15 protein-coding genes are annotated in these 17,754 nt (G+C 61.3%); 9 read left to right on the top strand and 6 right to left on the bottom strand.

Translation table 11 applies throughout. The annotated features are described in order from the left end of the window. Positions 1-24: 24 nt before the first annotated feature. On the bottom strand, positions 25-2,253 hold the full coding sequence (locus tag BSG09_RS09070; protein ID WP_092932320.1) for an AAA family ATPase: 2,229 nt from the start codon (positions 2,251-2,253) through the stop codon (positions 25-27). A gap of 568 nt (positions 2,254-2,821) precedes the next feature. On the opposite strand from BSG09_RS09070, the gene BSG09_RS21555 reads away from it, so the two are divergent. Continuing rightward, positions 2,822-2,956 carry a DUF7128 family protein gene (locus BSG09_RS21555; protein ID WP_262488518.1) on the top strand — a complete coding sequence of 45 codons (135 nt, stop codon included), beginning with the start codon at positions 2,822-2,824 and terminating at the stop codon, positions 2,954-2,956. A gap of 24 nt (positions 2,957-2,980) precedes the next feature. Here the strand turns inward: BSG09_RS21555 and BSG09_RS09075 are convergent, their stop codons facing one another. Together BSG09_RS09075 and BSG09_RS09080 are read right to left on the bottom strand one after the other, a co-directional pair. Continuing rightward, positions 2,981-3,226: a DUF7508 domain-containing protein gene (locus tag BSG09_RS09075; protein WP_092932322.1), complete on the bottom strand. Its 246-nt coding sequence runs from the start codon at positions 3,224-3,226 to the stop codon at positions 2,981-2,983. Beyond that, positions 3,226-3,657, bottom strand: a complete 432-nt coding sequence (locus tag BSG09_RS09080; protein WP_092932324.1) for a DUF5796 family protein — start codon at positions 3,655-3,657, stop codon at positions 3,226-3,228. Before BSG09_RS09080 ends, BSG09_RS09075 begins: the two co-directional genes overlap by 1 nt. Positions 3,658-3,792: 135 nt before the next feature. Between BSG09_RS09080 and BSG09_RS09085 the strand changes: the two genes are divergently transcribed. From BSG09_RS09085 to BSG09_RS09105, 5 genes are all read left to right on the top strand, one after another. Further along, on the top strand, positions 3,793-4,665 hold the full coding sequence (locus tag BSG09_RS09085; RefSeq protein ID WP_092932326.1) for a shikimate kinase: 873 nt from the start codon (positions 3,793-3,795) through the stop codon (positions 4,663-4,665). Further along, positions 4,662-4,997 carry a chorismate mutase gene (locus BSG09_RS09090; protein ID WP_092932328.1) on the top strand — a complete coding sequence of 112 codons (336 nt, stop codon included), beginning with the start codon at positions 4,662-4,664 and terminating at the stop codon, positions 4,995-4,997. Before BSG09_RS09085 ends, BSG09_RS09090 begins: the two co-directional genes overlap by 4 nt. 306 nt (positions 4,998-5,303) lie before the next feature. Continuing rightward, positions 5,304-5,909 (top strand): TetR/AcrR family transcriptional regulator, encoded by a 606-nt coding sequence (locus BSG09_RS09095; RefSeq protein WP_092932330.1) that lies wholly within the window; start codon positions 5,304-5,306, stop codon positions 5,907-5,909. Between the two features lie 556 nt (positions 5,910-6,465). Next, positions 6,466-8,892, top strand: coding sequence for an HVO_2072 family ArtA-dependent S-layer glycoprotein (gene csg, locus BSG09_RS09100; protein ID WP_092932429.1), 2,427 nt, complete (start codon positions 6,466-6,468; stop codon positions 8,890-8,892). Positions 8,893-9,137: 245 nt separating this feature from the next. After that, the gene (locus BSG09_RS09105) at positions 9,138-9,392 is read left to right on the top strand and encodes a hypothetical protein (RefSeq protein ID WP_092932332.1); all 255 of its coding nucleotides are present in this window, start codon (positions 9,138-9,140) and stop codon (positions 9,390-9,392) included. 482 nt (positions 9,393-9,874) lie between these two features. Here the strand turns inward: BSG09_RS09105 and BSG09_RS09110 are convergent, their stop codons facing one another. The 3 genes from BSG09_RS09110 to BSG09_RS09120 form a co-directional block, all read right to left on the bottom strand. Then, the gene (locus BSG09_RS09110; RefSeq protein ID WP_092932334.1) at positions 9,875-12,361 is read right to left on the bottom strand and encodes an efflux RND transporter permease subunit; all 2,487 of its coding nucleotides are present in this window, start codon (positions 12,359-12,361) and stop codon (positions 9,875-9,877) included. A gap of 3 nt (positions 12,362-12,364) precedes the next feature. Next, on the bottom strand, positions 12,365-13,954 hold the full coding sequence (locus BSG09_RS09115; RefSeq protein ID WP_254799174.1) for a COG1361 S-layer family protein: 1,590 nt from the start codon (positions 13,952-13,954) through the stop codon (positions 12,365-12,367). Positions 13,955-14,305: 351 nt separating this feature from the next. Further along, entirely contained in the window at positions 14,306-15,634 is a 1,329-nt protein-coding gene (locus BSG09_RS09120; RefSeq protein WP_092932338.1) for an FAD-dependent oxidoreductase, read from the bottom strand. Between the two features lie 239 nt (positions 15,635-15,873). Between BSG09_RS09120 and BSG09_RS09125 the strand changes: the two genes are divergently transcribed. The 3 genes from BSG09_RS09125 to BSG09_RS09135 all read left to right on the top strand — a co-directional run bounded on the left by BSG09_RS09125 (position 15,874) and on the right by BSG09_RS09135 (position 17,682). Next, on the top strand, positions 15,874-16,161 hold the full coding sequence (locus BSG09_RS09125) for a DUF357 domain-containing protein (RefSeq protein WP_092932340.1): 288 nt from the start codon (positions 15,874-15,876) through the stop codon (positions 16,159-16,161). 261 nt (positions 16,162-16,422) lie between these two features. Beyond that, positions 16,423-17,400, top strand: a complete 978-nt coding sequence (locus tag BSG09_RS09130) for a transcription initiation factor IIB (RefSeq protein ID WP_092932342.1) — start codon at positions 16,423-16,425, stop codon at positions 17,398-17,400. A 102-nt stretch (positions 17,401-17,502) separates the two neighbouring features. Next, a complete protein-coding gene (locus tag BSG09_RS09135) occupies positions 17,503-17,682 on the top strand; it encodes a DUF7836 family putative zinc-binding protein (protein WP_049911868.1) in 180 nt (59 codons plus the stop codon). The last annotated feature ends 72 nt before the right edge of the window (positions 17,683-17,754 follow it).

The following is a 17,754-nucleotide window of genomic DNA, read 5'->3' on the forward strand; positions in this document are numbered from 1 at the left end:
CGACTGCAGTGACGACGCTCGAGCCTACGGTCGCTCGGTCGACGCCAGGGCGTCCTCGAAGTGGTGACGCTCGATTCGAATCTCTGATGCCTTCTCGTTTGCCGTGTCGGGATCGTACTCGCTTGCCACCTCGCGGATCGCCCGCATCGAGGCATCTCTGACCAGCGCCTCGAGGTCGGCACCGGTGTAGCCGTCGAGCTCGGTCGCGAGGCCAGCGATGTCGACGTCGTCACCAAGGGGTTTCCCCCGGGTGTGGACCGCGAGGATTTGCTCGCGTGCCTCACGATCTGGTTCGCCGACGAAGACGTGTGTGTCGAGTCGGCCGGGCCGGAGCAGCGCGGGATCGATCTGGTCTTTGCGATTGGTCGCGGCCAGCACGACGAGGTTGGGGTTTTCGCTCATCCCGTCGAGTTCGGTCAACAACTGCGAGACGACGCGTTCAGTGACCTCGTGGCCCTCGCCTCGAGCGGCCGTGATTGCGTCGATCTCGTCGAAGAAGACGATCGACGGGGCCGCCTGACGGGCCCGCTCGAACACTTTTCGGATCGCCTTCTCGCTCTCTCCGACGTAGCGGTCGATGATCTCCGGACCGTCGACGCGGACGAAGTTGACGTCAGTCTCACCCGCTAACGCGCGCGCAAGCAGCGTCTTCCCCGTGCCGGGCGGCCCGTGCAGCAAGACGCCAGACGGCGGGTCAGTGTTGGTCTCCTCGAAAAGTCTATCGTAGGTCAGCGGCCACTCGACGGACTCCCGAAGCGTCCCCTTTGCGCCCTCGAGGCCACCGACGTCGGAAAAGTCCGTCGTCGGCGATTCGGCGACATACTCGCGCATCGCCGAGGGTTCGACGGACGCCAGCGCGGCATCGAAGTGAGTTTTCTGGACTGTCGGGCGCTGATTCCACTCGCGGCGCTCGGTATCGTCGGCCGGCCGATCGCGGATGGCTGCCATCGCGGCCTCGCTCGCGACGGCGTCGAGGTCTGCGCCGACAAAGCCGTGCGTCCGGCGTGCGATCGCGTCGATATCGACGTCGTCGGCGAGTGGCATCCCGCGGGTGTGGACCTCGAGGATTTCCCGGCGACCGGTCTCGTCGGGGACGCCAATCCCGATCTCGCGGTCGAAGCGCCCGCCACGCCGGAGCGCGGGATCGATCGCGTCGACGCGGTTGGTCGCACCGATGACGATCACTTCGCCGCGGGCGTCCAGGCCATCCATCAGTGTCAGCAACTGGCCGACGATCCGGTTTTCGGCGTCGCTGTCGTCGTCGCGCGTACCGGCGATCGAGTCGATTTCGTCGAAAAAGATGATCGTCGGCGCGTTCTCGCGTGCCGTCTCGAAGGTTCGGCGGAGCTGTTCTTCCGACTCGCCCTTGTATTTCGACATGATTTCCGGGCCCGAGATCGTCTCGAAGTGGGCGTCGACCTCGTTGGCCACCGCGCGGGCGATCAGTGTCTTCCCGGTGCCCGGCGGGCCATGCAGGAGGACGCCGGATGGTGGTTCGACGCCGAGGCGTCTGAACAGTTCGGGCTCCGACAGCGGGAGTTCGATCATCTCGCGAACTAACTCGAGTTCCTCGTCCAAGCCACCGATGTCCTCGTAGGTGACGCCGGAACTCGTGGGCGGCTCGTCGGCTCCGGCGTCGGATGTGGCTGCAGTCGCCGTGTCAGTCGAGTCGCTCGAGCGAGGGCCTCGGACGGCGGTTCCGGCATCTCGTGAGCCAGCGGGTGTCGCGGGGCTCGAATCCGTATCGACGATCCGGACGGTCGTCTCGTTCGTAATCCGCACGTCGCCGTCCGGATCCGTGTCGGTGACTTTGAACGGCTGCTGGTCGATGCCTTCGATTCGGACCTGTTCGCCGGCGCGGACCGGCCGATTGCGGAGTGTCTCCGCCGCACCGGTTTCGGCGGCCCGCCGCTGATTCTCGGCGAGTCCCGGCGGCGCGATCACCGTGATACGATCGGCATCGGCAATGGTCGATTTGTCCTTCGCGCGGACGGTCACCGTGTCGCCGACGTGAACGCCGGCGTTCGCTCTCGTGTCACCGTCGATCTGGACAGCATCGTCCGGGACCGACGGATCTGCGGGCCACATCTTGGCGATCGTCGTCGACTCGCCGTCGATCACGACGGCGTCGCCGCTCAGGATGCCGAGCTGTCGCCGCACTGATTCGGGAATCCGTGCGACACCCCGGCCCGCGTCCCCCTTCTCGGCGGCGCGTACCGACAACGTCACGCCGTCTCCCTCCGACGAACTCATGTCCGTTCCTTTCGGGCCTGTCACCTTGAGAATTGTCCTCGGGGGGTCGTGAGACGTCACCGAACACGGGGTTCTCGAGGCCTATCTTTCTTCAAGGAGAGAATCCCGGCGTTTACGCCGTCATCAGAAATCGAAGATTTCTGATTGCCCGTCAGACGTAGTCTGACGACCGGGCGTGAATCCGACAACGCCTACACAGTCCCCGTTCGGTAGCAATACGGGTATTTAAGTTCAGTCGAGGTGTAGTATGACATACACCGAGGCGGCACGTCCGCCCATCTAATCGGACAATATCGGGACTCCGAGACCCAGAACGTTCGAGACACTCATCTCGAACCGCTGTGGTGTCTCGGTCACCAAGATAACTCCGAGTCCCCGTGCCGGGGATAGGAGTAACGGCGGTGTGGCCCCGCCATCGGCCCGTCATACCGACGAGTCGTAAACCAGCAAATATCCCAACCCAGCGGTGCGGTGCCGTGGGAAGCCTCGCCGTCTACGGCGAGGAGGAGGTCACTCGGTCACTCCAACTGAAAAAACGCCTTTTGTCGTTCGTCTCTCATGACAGGGCATGGTCGTCCAGACAGAACGCGACGACACGACCTGGTACGAGTGTGAGACCTGTGGCCTTCTCTTCGACGAGCGGTCGGACGCAACGGACCACGAACAGATGTGCGACGGGAGCGACCCATCCTACATTCAGTAGGACAAGCGCTAGATCCGAAATCGGTTACTCGAGGCGCTCGCGATGCTCGGCTGCAAGGTCGCGTGCCTGCGCCATCGTGTGGGTTTCCGTCCAGCGGACGCGGTCGCCGTCGTTGTAGGCGAGCGCGGTCTTGAGTTCGTCACGGAGGACACCGTGATCGACCGCAAGCACCGTTCCCGACCCGTCGCCGAGTTCGTAGATGCCGGGTCGGTCCGGCGCAGCGGCCACCGTCTCGCGTGTGAGGTCGCGCCAAGGTTTCTGCAGCGGCATTAGTCGGCACTCTCGACGAGTTCGTAGGCGTGTTCGCTCATCTCGTCCTCGGCGAAGACGAAGACGCGACCGTCGACAACCGAGAGGTCGGCGTCGACGCGGATCGAGTAGGCCTCCGTTGCGACGGTTACGCCCGGGAACAGTTCCTCCTCGTCGTTGCGTGCGAGCATCACGCGGCCGACACCGGTCGACTCAAGGATGTCGTCGTGGGTGTTCCGGTCGTTGACGTAGGTCATGACACCCTCGACGCCGTCGGGATCGGTGACGAGGACGTGCACTTCCTTGCCCGGCGGGGTCGTCAGTGGACCCTCGACGGGTTCGGGCGGCCCGTGGTAGAACACCTCTCGACCGTCGAGATACTGGACGACGATGCCGCCGTCGACGAGATCGACGCCGATCGTACTGGGGGCGACGTCGTTGCGCGCGCTCATGACCACACGTTCGATCGGATCCGGCAAAAGGCGTGCGTTCTGGGCACCAGCGAGCGTGTCGAAAACCGACGATCTCCATGTCGACGTATCACGAGGATCGTCAGCCGTAAGTATTCGGTCTGTGAGTGTCAGGGTATGGATGGCCGTGCTGTCGCCCCCGCAGCCGGGACGGTACTCAACGCACTCGCGACCGGTACCGGCTCGGCGTTCGCGATCGACCTCGAGACGACGGCGACCGTCGATCTCACTGACGACGGCGAAATCGTCGGCGAGATCGCCGACCAGCCCGACGCCGATGCAACGCTCATCGAGCGCTGTGCCGAACTGACGATCGCAGAATACGCCGACGCGGCGGGATTAGACGACTCTGACGTGGGCGCGCGCGTCCGCACCGAAAGCGAGGTGCCGATGGCTGCCGGTCTCAAAAGTTCCAGCGCCGCGGCCAACGCGACGGTACTCGCAACCCTCGACGCCCTCGCAGTCGCCGATGCGGTCGACCGGATCGACGCCTGTCGACTCGGGGTTCGCGCGGCTCGCGACGCCGGTGTGACCGCGACGGGCGCGTTCGACGACGCTAGTGCGAGCATGCTCGGCGGCGTGACAGTCACCGACAACACGTCCGATGCGCTGCTTGCCCGCGACGAAGTCGACTGGTGGGCGCTGGTCTATACGCCACCCGAACAGGCCTACAGCGCCGACGCCGACGTCTCGGCCTGTGAGCGGATCGCACCGATGGCCACCCTCGTCGAAGAACTCGCACTCGACGGCCGCTATGGCGAGGCGATGACCGTCAACGGGTTTGCGTTCTCCGCTGCCCTCGAGTTCTCGACGGGCCCGATGATCGACGCCATGCCCGACGTCGACGGCGTCTCGCTTTCCGGGACTGGCCCCAGCTACGTCGCCGTCGGCGATCGGGAGCCACTCGAGACCGTTCGAGACCGGTGGACCGACCGCGACGGAACGACACGATTACTGCAGACGCGAACCGACGGAACACGAATACGATGACTCGAGAGCCAACAGACACAGCGATGGACGGTGGAATCGACGACGAGACACTGACACCCGAGGAAATGAGCCTCGACGAACTGCGCGAGGAGATCCGGACGATTGACCAGGAGATCGTCGAGCTGATCGCCCAGCGGACCTACGTCGCGGACACGATCGCGGCGGTCAAAGACGAACAGGGGCTGCCGACGACCGACGAGAAACAGGAACAGCAGGTCATGGAACGCGCGGGAGACAATGCAGAGCAGTTCGACGTCGACGCGAACCTCGTCAAAGCGATTTTCCGGCTGCTAATCGAGCTGAACAAGGTCGAACAACGAGAGAGTCGATAGCACGACGTGTGCGCACGAACCGCTATTCGTGCGATCAGTGCGTATCCCGGGTTGTCCGATAGTCTCTCTTCACAGCGAGAGCGACGCGTCTCCATTCCGAATCAAAGTTTTAAATAGTCCGACACTAAATCGTGGGTGGTCAGAGCAGCTACCGATTGGCGTTCTCGAAACCCCCAAACAAGTCGATCAAATTGGTTATGTGCCACAAGGAACGACCTCAACCAATGATCTCGAGCATGCCGAAACTTGCATCGGCAGCCGTCTTCCGGTTTCGATGGAGACGCAGCCGCGGAGAGGTGACATATAGTGAACAATAATGTCTTCGACGATCCGGCGACGACCCGCGAAGAGATCCTGGCAGCGACCTATCGAAGCCTTCGGCGGCATGGCTACGCCGACCTGACGATCCAGAAGATCGGCGACGAACTTGAGCAGAGTCCCTCCCTGATCTACCACCATTACGAGGACAAGGACGCGCTCGTCCTCGCCTGTCTCGAGTATCTGCTCGATCATTTCGAGGCCGAACTCGGGCGGGGGCCGATCGAGGCACCCCGCGAGCGACTCGAGGGACTCCTCGGCTGGGGTTTCGGCACCGAGATGAGCGACGAGTGGCAAGCGTTCATGCAGACCGTCCTCGAGTTGCGCGTGCAGGCGATCCACGATCCGGCTTATCGAGATCACTTCACCCGGAGCGATCGGGTTTTCACGGAGTCGATCGCGTCGATCATCCGCTCTGGCATCGAGTCCGGCGAGTTCCGCGAGTGTGAGCCGGCCGTCGTCGCAGAAACGCTTCAGTTGCTCTTTTTCGGGCGGCTCTTGCGGTTGTCCAGTACTGCTGACGAGCTCGAAGAGTGGGCTGTGGACATCCAAAGCGAGGCCCAACAGTATCTTGAAACGCGCGTGTACGCCTGATCGGAGCGAGACCGCGTCAGTGTCAGACCGCATACCGTCTCTGGCTGTTGGGACACTACACTGACGGGTTCGTGCGACTGATGGGTCGTTACTGCGACACGTAGTGGTAGTCGCCGATCGTCGAAAGCCGTTCTTACTGCGAGTGGCTGGCTCGAGGGCCACGCAACTGTGAGAGTAACTATTGATTAGTGGCGGTCCGAGTGGTGATCGATCGGGACTGACCCGGACAGCTCAGTGGCGCTCACACGGACCGAGTCAACTACGCCAAATCCGCGATAGCGCGGGTGTGGTAACTTCTACCGTTTGGTTTTGTCTGACGCACTCGAGGGTAATATACAATAAATACAGCCAGATAGTGCGATTATTCATATGGTTCAAACTGTATTCGACAACAAAGCATATATGCAATCGGTCGCAACGAACAGTCGTACCCCTACCCATGGTCGTGCAAGCAAGTACGATCGGCCAACATCTCGGCGATCGGATGTAAGATCTGATTACCGGGTTACTCGATCGGAACGCAAGCGTGGCCGCACAAGCGAAACTAAACTACAACATGACAAACAACAATGCATCCTATCGTGAGAAGGGACGCGCAGTGTTCCTGACCGCGATGATGGTACTCTCTGTTGTTGCAATGTCCGCAGCGTTTGCGGGCGGTGCAGCGGCGGCAGAGAACAATCGGTATGAAGATGGAATTGCTGTGGAAAGTGGCGACACAATTTACCAAGGTGAGGACGATCTCACCTTCAACGGGTTCGCAGATACGTTGACCGGTGTGGAGAGCGGTGGTGCAGAGGGACAGACCCTTGACACCAACCTCCAGATTCCGGAAGACCAGGACACTGGTGTCTACAAGGGCAGCAACGGCAACACCGTGACGGTCGCACAGCCGCGAGTCGCGGATATCACCGTCTACAACCTGGATTCCAATGGCAACGTCATCTCTGACGACGTTGATGGCTCCAGCATTTCGACTGAAGATGCGGAGTACATGAACATCAGCGTCAATTACAACTTCGAGCAGGCTGAGTCTGTCGAAGTTGAGATTACGGACGAGAGCGGATCCGATATCACCGCCCAGGTCCTCGAAAGCGAGGACGCACTGATCGAGACGAGCGGTAACAACATCTCGGTTGACCTCTCCAACGAGGACACCGGTGAATACACGATTACGGCAGAAGGTACGGAGAACCTTGACTTCGGCAGCGCTGTCGAGACCACGACGGTCACCCTGACTAACGACGAGGATCTCGGCATCGAACTGGCCAACGACTCCGCTGTCCGCGGTGACGACGTCCAGTACACCGTCACCGGTGGAACTGACGGCCAGACCCATGTCGTGACGATCGAAAGTTCCGATTTCCGTGACGGTATCACGGCCGACGATGCGGAATCCATCTTCCGGAACGTCGACGACACGGAAGAAGTTGGTAACAACAGCGACGTTGCGTACGCCATCGTTGAGATGGATGGTACGACTGCTGTCGGCTCGATCGAGACCCAGTACCTTGATGACTCCTCGATCGATGTTGAAGTCTACGACAACGACGTTTCTGTTGCAGACGTAGACGATGAAGACTCGGAAGATGACGCCACCCTCGACGTCGAGGAAGGCGATGTCATGATCGACAGCCCAGAAGGCACCTACATTGTCGGTGAAGAAGTCGACATCACCGGTAGTGCAGCAGGCACCGACAACGTTGCAGTCTACGCTCGCGATAACGGCGACTGGGAAGTTGTCACGGAGAACATTGATGTTGAGTCCGACGACACCTTCGAAGAGGAAGACGTCGTTCTCTCCGGCCTTAACACAGGTGGCTCTGACATTCTGAGTCTGCCCGGTACGTACCGTCTGGGTATCATCGCTCAGTCCGATGCGACAAGCGAGACTCTCACGACTACGGAATTCAACCAAGGTACCAGTGCCACCCAGTCGATCACTGTGACCGAAGGTGACCTGAGCGCCGACTTCGAAACCATCAACGGTGAAATCTCTCAGGACGTCGATGCCGATATCGACGTGAACGGTACCGCGGCGGGTCAGGACAACGTTGTCCTCGCCTTCGTTGACGAACGTGGTAACACGATGGCCCAGGAGATTTCCGTTGACGACGATGGGACCTTCGAAGAAGAAGATCTGACCCTCGGCGACCTCTCGCAGGGTTCGGTCTCCGCACACATCATTTCGAATGGTCGTGACGATACCTACGGCGACGGTGACCTCCCCAACGACGCCGAGCTCGTCTCCTGGATCAACAATGACCTTGAGGGTCTGACTGGCGAACAGGTTCGCGAAAGCATCGCGACTGAGACTGTCGACGAATCCGCCAGCGACGACCGCATGGTCACGGAGAACTTCCGTTACACCGACGCCTCGTCCACGATCGAATCGATCTACCCCGCCGGCGCTGACGCCAGTGGCGTCAACCCCGTCCCGGCTGACGGTACGATCGTCGTCGAAGGTCAGACCAACCTCCAGCCGGATGACAACACCATCACGGTGGAGGTCCTGAACGACGCAGGTAACTCGCAGACGATCACCAGCACTGACGAGTGGGGCACTGACGGTCAGTGGTCCGTTGAAGTCAGCACTGAGAACCTCGACGTTGGCACCTACACGCTCGAGTCTGACGACGGCGAAACGACCGACCGCGCAGACCTCGAGATCGTCGAGGAAGTCGGTGACGACGACGAAACCGAGGACAACGAGTCCGAGGACAACGAGACCGAGAACAACGAGACCGGCAACACCGACTCCGGCACCTCGGACAGCACCGGTACCTCCGACAGCTCGGACAGCTCCGACAGCTCGGACAGCTCGGACAGCTCCGACAGCTCGGACAGCTCGGACAGCTCCGACAGCTCGGACAGCTCCGACAGCACCGGTAGCTCCGACGACGGTACGCCCGGCTTCGGTGTCGGCGTCGCCCTCGTCGCGCTCCTCGGCGCTGCACTGTTCGCGCTCCGCCGCGACAACTAAGCGCTAAGCGCTGACGACTAACTACCGGGCACTCGCCCGGCCTTTGCCGCATCCTTCCTTTCTTTCGACGCGCTACTCGGATAGTGGCGACGCCGTCTGTATCGCTATTGCGTTGCCGACCACCGACAGCGGACGGACGCCAGTCGTGCACCGTCGCTGAACGGACATCGGACAAGCACGGAGGGGTTTGCTGTCGTCTCAATCATGTCCTCGAGCAGACGCCGCGCCGCAGCCACGACACGAGCATGTGGCCGATCGGCAGGCAGCCGATCCACGACCGATACCTCGGTCGGCGACAGGACCGAAAGCGACGCGACAAGAGCGTGACCCAGCCGTCGACGGACGAGGCAGCGTTCGACCAAGCGGATGGCAACTGTGTCGAAGACGATGCCAGCCGTTCCGATGCTGGTGAGATTGCTGGGCAGAACGACGCGACACCGGTCGCGAATTCACAGTCGCCCACAGTGATGGCCGCATGTCTGCGACCGGCGTCGTCGTGACTGCTATCTAGGTGGATGAATCACCAGCTGTTCCAGACGACGAGGAAGTACCACTGTTGATGAGCGTCCGAGACCTGCAGTGGTCACGTGCCAGCGCAGTACCGAGACCGCACGCGAAGGGAGAGCGAAGACTGGAACAGTCCACACAGGATCGCACGGCGAGCCTGTGATCGGTGTGTCGTGACTCCCCGTGGCGATTCTCGCATCGATCGAACAGAGCCTCGAGAAACACGTACCGCGGATCGTGGCTGTCCACATCGACGCGTTCGTCGACCACGCTTCACGATCGCATTCGAGGAACTGGTCAGACGGTCGCCCGGACACACCGTCCATGCAGAGACTGTGCAAGCAGTAGACAGACACTCCTCGAGGAGTGTCTATACAACACCCACCAGGGACAGTCCCGTACGCATCTGCTCGCGAATCGATGGCACTCGTCGGCGAACGGACGACACACCGCCGAGAGAAAAGTGACGGAGAAACTACCTGGAGCTGTCGACCGTCGCGACGACGCGATTCCACAACGACTGTGACTGGTTGTATCTGGCCCACAACAGCATCGCGGGTGGCAGTGCGACGATCGAGGTAATGAACGAGTAGGCGACGCTCAGAGCCATCAGCAAGCCGAAGTCGCCCAGCACGGGGGTGATCGCCAGTGCGAGTGCCCCAGTCCCCAGCGACGTCGTGAGCATACTCCCCATGAGCGCGCCACCAGTTCCCGACAGCGTCGTGACGAGCGCCGTAAGCGCGTCGTCGGCCGCTTTGAGTTCGTCGATGAACCGGTGTGTCGCGTGAACGGAGTAGGCGATCCCGAGGCCGACGGAGATCGACAGGATCGTCGCCGTCAACGCGTTCAGCGACATCCCGAGATACCGCATCGTGCCGATCAGGAACGCGATCGCGATCAGGATCGGGAACACGTTGACGATCCCGAGCAACGGCTTGCGCTCGAGTGCAGCGTAGGAGATGACGAGGAACACGGCGGTCAACCCGACTGCGAGGATCAGCCCCTCGATCGCCGACGCGAAGATCAGGTCGGTCACGGCAGCGAAGACGACGATTCCGCCCGTCGCCGTCGCCGTATATCGGAAATCGTCCGCGAACTCGGCGGCATCTGCGGCCGCCTCCCGCTGTGACGCGTCGGAATCGATCGCGTACTCGACTTGTGCGCTGCGCCGGTCGTCGGTCAGATACTGTTCGGCTGCGGATCCATACGGCGACGCGAACAGCTCGTCGTAGATCACGTCGAGATTCCGGTCGGGGATCCCGTTGTCGTTGCGATCGTTCCGCTCGACGAGGGCGGCGAACTCGGGGTCCTGGTCGGCATAGGCCTGAATAACCGTGATGATACTCCGGGCATCCGCCTCACCGCCGTCACCGACGGCGAGATTACTCGGCGGATCGTCGTTCGGGCTGGCCAGGGCCTCGAGCGCGTGGTCTTCCTCGAAGGATCCTTGGACGTATATTTTCACGGACTGGTCCTGGTTCGTTGCGAACTTGTCTTCGAGGAGATTGTACGTCTCGGTCACCGTATACTCGCCGGGGGCGAGTGGCCCCGGGACGTATTCGATGTACGCCGGCTGCTCCTCCGGTGGCAGGAAGTCTTTCTCTTCGAAGCTGGTATCGACACCAGCACCGTAGCTGGCTGCTGCAGCGCCGGCAACGAGGATCACGACGACGAACACCAACGGCGCGTGCTGGCTCGCCTTGGCGGGCATCGCGAGGAGGCGACCCAGTGTTGAGTCCTCGGAGGCGATCGGCTCGGAGTTGAACTCCGGCACGCCGAACCGTTCGCGGAGTTCGTCGACCTCGAGTTTGGCCGCGGGAAGGAAGAGCCCGAAGATGAGGAACGTAAAGATGATCCCAACGCTCGAGGCGATCCCCATGTTCCGGATGGGGCCCAGATCTGAGGCGATATTCGCCCCGAATCCGAAGACCGTCGTCACTGTGACGATGACGAACGCGACCATGAGCTGGTTGTTCGCGGTCCGCATCGCCTCGAGCGGTTCGAAGCCTTGGACCGTCTCTTCGCGGTAGCGATTGATGATGTGGATTCCGAAGTCGACGCCGACTGCCAACAGCAAGACAGGGACGGATATCATCTGCTGGTTGAACGGAATCCCGGAGTAGCCGAGGAAGCCGAACGTCCAGACGACCGTCATCAACAGCGCCAACAGCCCCAGTGCGAGGTCGATCGGGTCGCGATATGCAACGATGAGGAACACGAGCAAGAGCACGACGACGACGGGCATGACGAGCGTCATCGAATCGCCGATGACGGTTCCGGTCTCCGCGTCGACGATCCCGGATCCAAACGCGCGGATGTCGCCCGACTCCTCGTTTGCGATCGTCTCGATGGCGAGTTGAATGTCGGTGAGATCGTCGTCGCTGAACTCGCTTGGAACGTCGTGTGTAATGGTCGTGATCGATGCTGACGCGGACGCCGCTGTCGGGTTGAAGTCCTCGGAGACGACTCCCGTAAACCGCGGGTCGTCGCTGCGTTCCCGGATCGCCCGTCGGATCTCGGTGGACGTCGCCGACTCGATCACCCGACGCTGCTCGGCTGCAGTGGTTGCCGTCGGGTCGATGGTCTGTGCGACCAGCGGGGCCGGGCCGTTTGCAGACGCCATTCGGAGGTCGTCGCGCTGTTCGACGCGTTCGATGACCGCCAGACTCCGAACGAGTTCTGTTTTCGTGAGGACGTTGTTGCCGCTGTGGACCAGCTGTGTGGATTCGGCCGAGGCTTCAAAGGGCCCCTCGAATTCCTCGTTGACGGCGTCGAGGGCGTCCTGTTCGGGGAGGTCATTGGTAAACGAATCCGTCGAATCCGTATCGGTAGAGACCAGTCCGAATCCACCGGCGAAGACGGCGGTCATGACCAGAAACGCGATCACGACCGTCTTCGATCGAGAGATGATGACCTCGTTGAGGGCTTCGGTTGCGGCCTCGATTCGCTCACCGGTTGTCATCGGTCAGTCCCTCCGACGCCAGAGGACACCGACTGCACCAGCGACGAGCGAGCCAACGACCAGAGTCGACGTCAGTGGGAAGCCACCACCGTCGCTGCTGGAGACGGACATTGGAACACGGATCGTGTTCGAAAGCTGGCTGTTACCGCGCTCGTCGTCGTATCGGAAGTCGAACGAGACCGGGTACGTCTTCTCGGTGGCCGACTCGGACGCGCTCAGTTCGAACGACATCGTGACCGATTCGCCGGGTTTGAGCGATTCGACGTAGCCCGTATCGTCATCACCGGTGCTGAGCGGATCGTCGGCAAAGATACGCGCTTCAACGTCGGTCACTGTCTGGTTGAGGTTGTTCGTGACCTCGACAGTGAGCGCCTGCTCGTTGCCAGCCCCGATCGTCGTCTCTTCGATATCGACGGCGAACTGATCGCGCTCCGGCGCGACCGCAGTGACGACACTGAGTTTGTCGTACTGGCGTTTCTCGTCATCCGAGTTTCGATACTGCACGCCGAAATCGAACGATTTCGAGCCCGCTTCGGCTTCGCCACTCACTTCGATCGGCAGCTCGAACGACGCCGATTCGCCGGCCTCGAGTGCCCCGACGGCGACGGACTGTTCGATCGGAATCACGTTTGGCGAGTCTTGGTCGGTAAACCGGACGACGGTGCTGTCGACCGCGTTCGGCCCCGTGTTCGTGACGGTCCCCATGATCTCACCGTCCTCGCCGACGCGCAGCGTCGAGGAGACGTTCTCGAGGGCGAACGACTGTTCGGCAGCAGTCGAGATGCCGGCCGTGAGTTGTTCGGATGTTTGGTCGATGCCGTTCGTGTCGGTGTACGCAACGGTGACGTCAGCAGCGTAGGATCGATGTGGGGCGTCAGGCGTCAGCGAAGTGCGATAGGTGACCGTCTTCGCTTCGCCGGGTTCCCAGGCACCGACGTATCCCGTCGAACTTTGGCTTTGGCCGGTTCCAAACGACAGCTGACCCGTTCCCGAACGGGCCGTCACGCTCGCGTCCCGTGCTGGTTCGGTTCCCGTGTTCTCGAGCGTAATCGAGACGTCCTTTCGATCACCGATCTGTGCATCCGAGTCGACGTCGACGACCTCGAACTGTGGCTTGTCGTCGACTTCGATCGTGAGCGTTGCCGTTCGCGTTCGCGTCAGGTCGGCGTACTCTGCGCTTTGCGTGTTGAACTCGGCAACGCGCGTGTACGCGTACTCGTATTCGACCGGCAGTTCGTAGACGCCTGGCTCGAGTTTTTCGGGGACGGTGATCTCGACTGGGGAAACGTCTCGCGTCCCAGTCGGGACGTTCCCGACGGCGACCGGGCCACTATTTACCTCGATGGGCGACTGCCCATCCTGAAACGTCATCGTCATGCCGCGTGCGGTCGTGACGCGACTCTCGTACTGCTGTGGGCCCGCGCGGTCGATCTGCCCACGGTTCGTGATCGATAATGGGATTGCTACTGATGTCCCGGGAGCCAGTTTTCCGGCGGACGTGTCGATCGAGATGTCCGGCTGTCCGACGACCTGACCCGACGACTGTTGTGCGATCGCGGGGCCAACCCCTGCGGTCGTGAGTAGTACAACCATCAGGAGAGATGCGACTCGAGTGCGCAGTTTCATTGTATCCCCCCGCTCGAATCCGCGATCGGTTTTCCATCCCGTCTACTCAGTCTCTCGGCTATGCAGAGTTGAATGTTCATTCAGTTAATGCTGTGTTACGCCACTCATATAGTAGTATGCATCTCGAGTGAAATTGCCGAATGCACGCTCGTGGGTCTGTATTCTATCGATAATTCTTTCGAACAGCAATACTGCAATCGCTCGAGAACGACACCCGTTCAAACGAAGCAAGTTCGCGTTCCGTTCCGCTTTCCCACCGGAAAATCGGTGAGAAATAGTTTGTTGTACTGACCAGTATGCCTGTTCGCGCCGGAGTCGTCAGTCGTCAGCAGCCGCAGGTTCAGCTTCTTCAGCGCTCGAGTCAGCGCGCTCTATATCCTCGAGGTATTCGTCTGCATCTAACGCGGCTTTCGAGCCCATCCCAGCGGCAGTGACGGCCTGCTGGTAGTGGAAGTCGACGACGTCGCCGGCACCAAAGAGGCCGGGGACGTGTGTTTCGGTCTGGCCGCCGCCGTCGCCGCCTTTGGTCTGCAGGTATCCCTCGTCGTCCATTTCGACGCCGGTGTCCTCGAGGTAATCAGTGTTGGGAGTGTGACCGATCGCGAAGAAGACTGCGCCGACATCGAAGTCGAACTCCTCGGTTTCAGGGTCGTCGAGGCGGTCGGTGGGGTGGCCCTTGTCGTTTTCGACGAGAGTAACGTGGTCGACGCCGTCTTCCTGGGAGCCGTGGATCTCGATCAGTTCGGTGTTTTTCATGATCTCGATCTCGCCCTCTTCGACCTTTTCATGGACGCGGTCGACCCAGTAGTCCTCCGCGCGGAACTCCTCGCGGCGGTGGGCGATGTAGACGGTGTCGGCGAACTTCGTGAGGAAGGTCGCTTCCTCCATGGCGGCGTCGCCACCGCCGACGACGAGCATGTCCTCGCCGCGGAAGAACGCGCCGTCACAGGTCGCACACGTCGAGAGACCATAGCCCATGAGTTCGTCTTCGCCGGGAATCCCGAGCGTCCGTGCGCTGGCCCCCGAGGCAGCGATGACGGCGTCTGCGGTATAGATGTCGCCGTTTCTGAGTTCGACGCGGAAGGGACGGCTTGGGCTTTGCTCGACGCGCTCGACTGACTCGATGATCCCGTTTTTCAGCTCGGCACCAAACTGCGTGGCCTGCTCTTTCATCCGGTTGACGAGGTCGGGGCCGCCGATGCCCTCGGGGAAGCCGGGATAGTTGGCGACGTCAGTGGTCAGTGTGAGCTGGCCACCGGGCTCGTCGCCTTCGATGACCAGCGGCTCGTTGTTCGCGCGGCCGGCGTAGATTGCTGCGGTCAAGCCCGCGATACCGGTGCCGGCAATGATCAGTGGGCGGTGGTCGACGATCTCGTCGTCGGCAATGCCAAGCAGTTCGTCGAGCGCACCGGTCTCGTCGAGTTCGTGTGTGTCATCCCAGCCACCGACGTATTCGTCGTCGATGAATACTTCCGGAGCGGTCTTGCGACCGTCTGTCCGCTCGACCATCTCTTCGAATCGTTCGTCGTTCTCGGAGACGTTGTACTCCTCGTAGTCGACGCCCTTGCCCTCGAAGAGGTCCGTGACTCGATTGCAGTGTGAACAGTCGTCCTTGGTATAGATCTCGACGCGTGGCTGGTCGGTCATATTGCAGGTGTTGGGCCAGAGCGCCTAAACCGCTTGTGCTCGCAGCAACGACACCCCCTTGCTGTGACGGTGCTTTTGGGCCGTCAACAGGCGTTGTTCGGCTGTCTGGAGAACCAGCGGTGGTCGGTGCAATAGCGTTTCTCGAGGCACACACTATGAACAGGTGCGTGCGTGACCGCCGAGGCGAGCGTCTTGCATCGACACGACGCACTTACGGGGTCAAGCGACGATCACCGACTATGGCTGCCGATCTCGAGGAGAAAACGGACCGGTACGGTAAGTTACTCACAGAGGCGCTCGATGCAGCGACGATCGCACCACCCGAGGGGACCCCGATGGCGGATGCGGCCGCCGATTGTTACGAGATGGCAGCGTCGTATCTCGAGGATGGGAATCACTTTCGGGACCAAGACGATCTCGTCAACGCGCTGGCGTCGTTTTCCTACGGCCATGCATGGCTCGATGCTGGCGCTCGCGTCGGGCTGTTCGACGTCCCGCGAGAGGGACACCTCTTCACCGTCGAATAGTAGCGGCCGCTCGTGTGTGATCGAAGCGGGAGTTGGTCGGTCGACGATGGGGAGGCTGGATGACGAACGTGGACGCCGAGTCGCCACATCCTACATGATCAATAACTATGTAACCGGAACATATATAACAACAAACCCAGCTAGTTTATAAAGTAGGCGAAAACTTTATATGCTTTACGGCCTTACTCTATGTTAGCTGAGGCGACCGGGTTTCTTCTGGTTATCCCACCCGGGAGTCCCAAGTAACCCACCCGATACACGATGACAGATACAAACATCAGAACCTATACGAACGAGCGAGAGACCGAGGGGGACGAAACCGCGTCGGTATCCGATGAGCGCGAGCGCTGCCCGGAGTGTGGCGGCCGACTGGTCTCGGACGACGAGCATGCCGAGACGGTCTGTACCGAGTGTGGTCTCGTCGTCGAGGAAGACGAGATCGACCGCGGCCCTGAATGGCGTGCGTTCGACGCCGCCGAGAAAGACGAGAAGTCCCGCGTCGGCGCGCCGACGACGAACATGATGCACGACCAGGGGCTGTCGACCAACATCGGCTGGCAGGACAAAGACGCCTACGGCCGGGCGCTCTCGAGCCGCCAGCGCCAGAAGATGCAACGGCTTCGCACCTGGAACGAGCGCTTCCGCACCCGCGACTCCAAGGAGCGCAACCTCAAGCAGGCACTCGGTGAGATCGACCGAATGGCATCCGCGCTCGGCCTCCCCGAGAACGTCCGCGAGACGGCGAGTGTCATCTATCGACGCGCACTCGAGGAGGATCTGCTGCCGGGCCGGTCGATCGAAGGCGTCGCGACCGCGTCGCTGTACGCCGCTGCCCGCCAGGCCGGCACGCCGCGCAGCCTCGATGAGATCTCGGCCGTCTCCCGCGTCGAGAAGATGGAGCTGACCCGCACCTACCGCTACATCATCCGGGAACTCGGCCTCGAGGTCAAGCCGGCCGACCCCGAACACTACGTCCCGCGGTTCGTCAGCGACCTCGATCTCTCGGACGAGACCGAGCGCATGGCCCGCGAACTGCTCGAGTCGGCCCGCCAGGAGGGCGTCCACAGCGGTAAGTCGCCGGTCGGCCTCGCGGCCGCGTCGGTCTACGCTGCCGCCTTGCTGACCAACGAAAAGGTCACCCAAAACGAGGTCAGCGAGGTCGCAAGCATCTCCGAAGTCACCATCCGCAACCGGTACAAGGAGCTGCTCGAGGCCTCTGATACGGCTGCACCTGCATAACGACCCTCCTTTTGACGGTCGCTCGCAGGCTGCCGCGGGTGGTATTTTCGACCGACTGGAACTGCGGCAATGTTTTTGACCTCTCGTGTGAAAGAGTGTGGCATGGATAAAACGACCGTCCAACTGTTGTGTCCCGAATGTGCGAAGGATTGGCAGGTTTCTCCGGACGAACTCCCCGCACCCGCTGACATGTTTCACTGCCCGAACTGTCACGCCTCACATCGCACTGCCGAGTTCATGCGGACGGATCGTGACCTTCAGACGCTGAAACAACTCGGTTAAGATCGTCGCTCCTCCGATTGGAGGGCAACCGTACTCATCGACCAGCGACAGCTATTGCGTCGACGAGTCACA

The sequence above is a fragment of the Natrinema hispanicum genome (assembly GCF_900111485.1).
Taxonomy (GTDB): domain Archaea; phylum Halobacteriota; class Halobacteria; order Halobacteriales; family Natrialbaceae; genus Natrinema; species Natrinema hispanicum_A.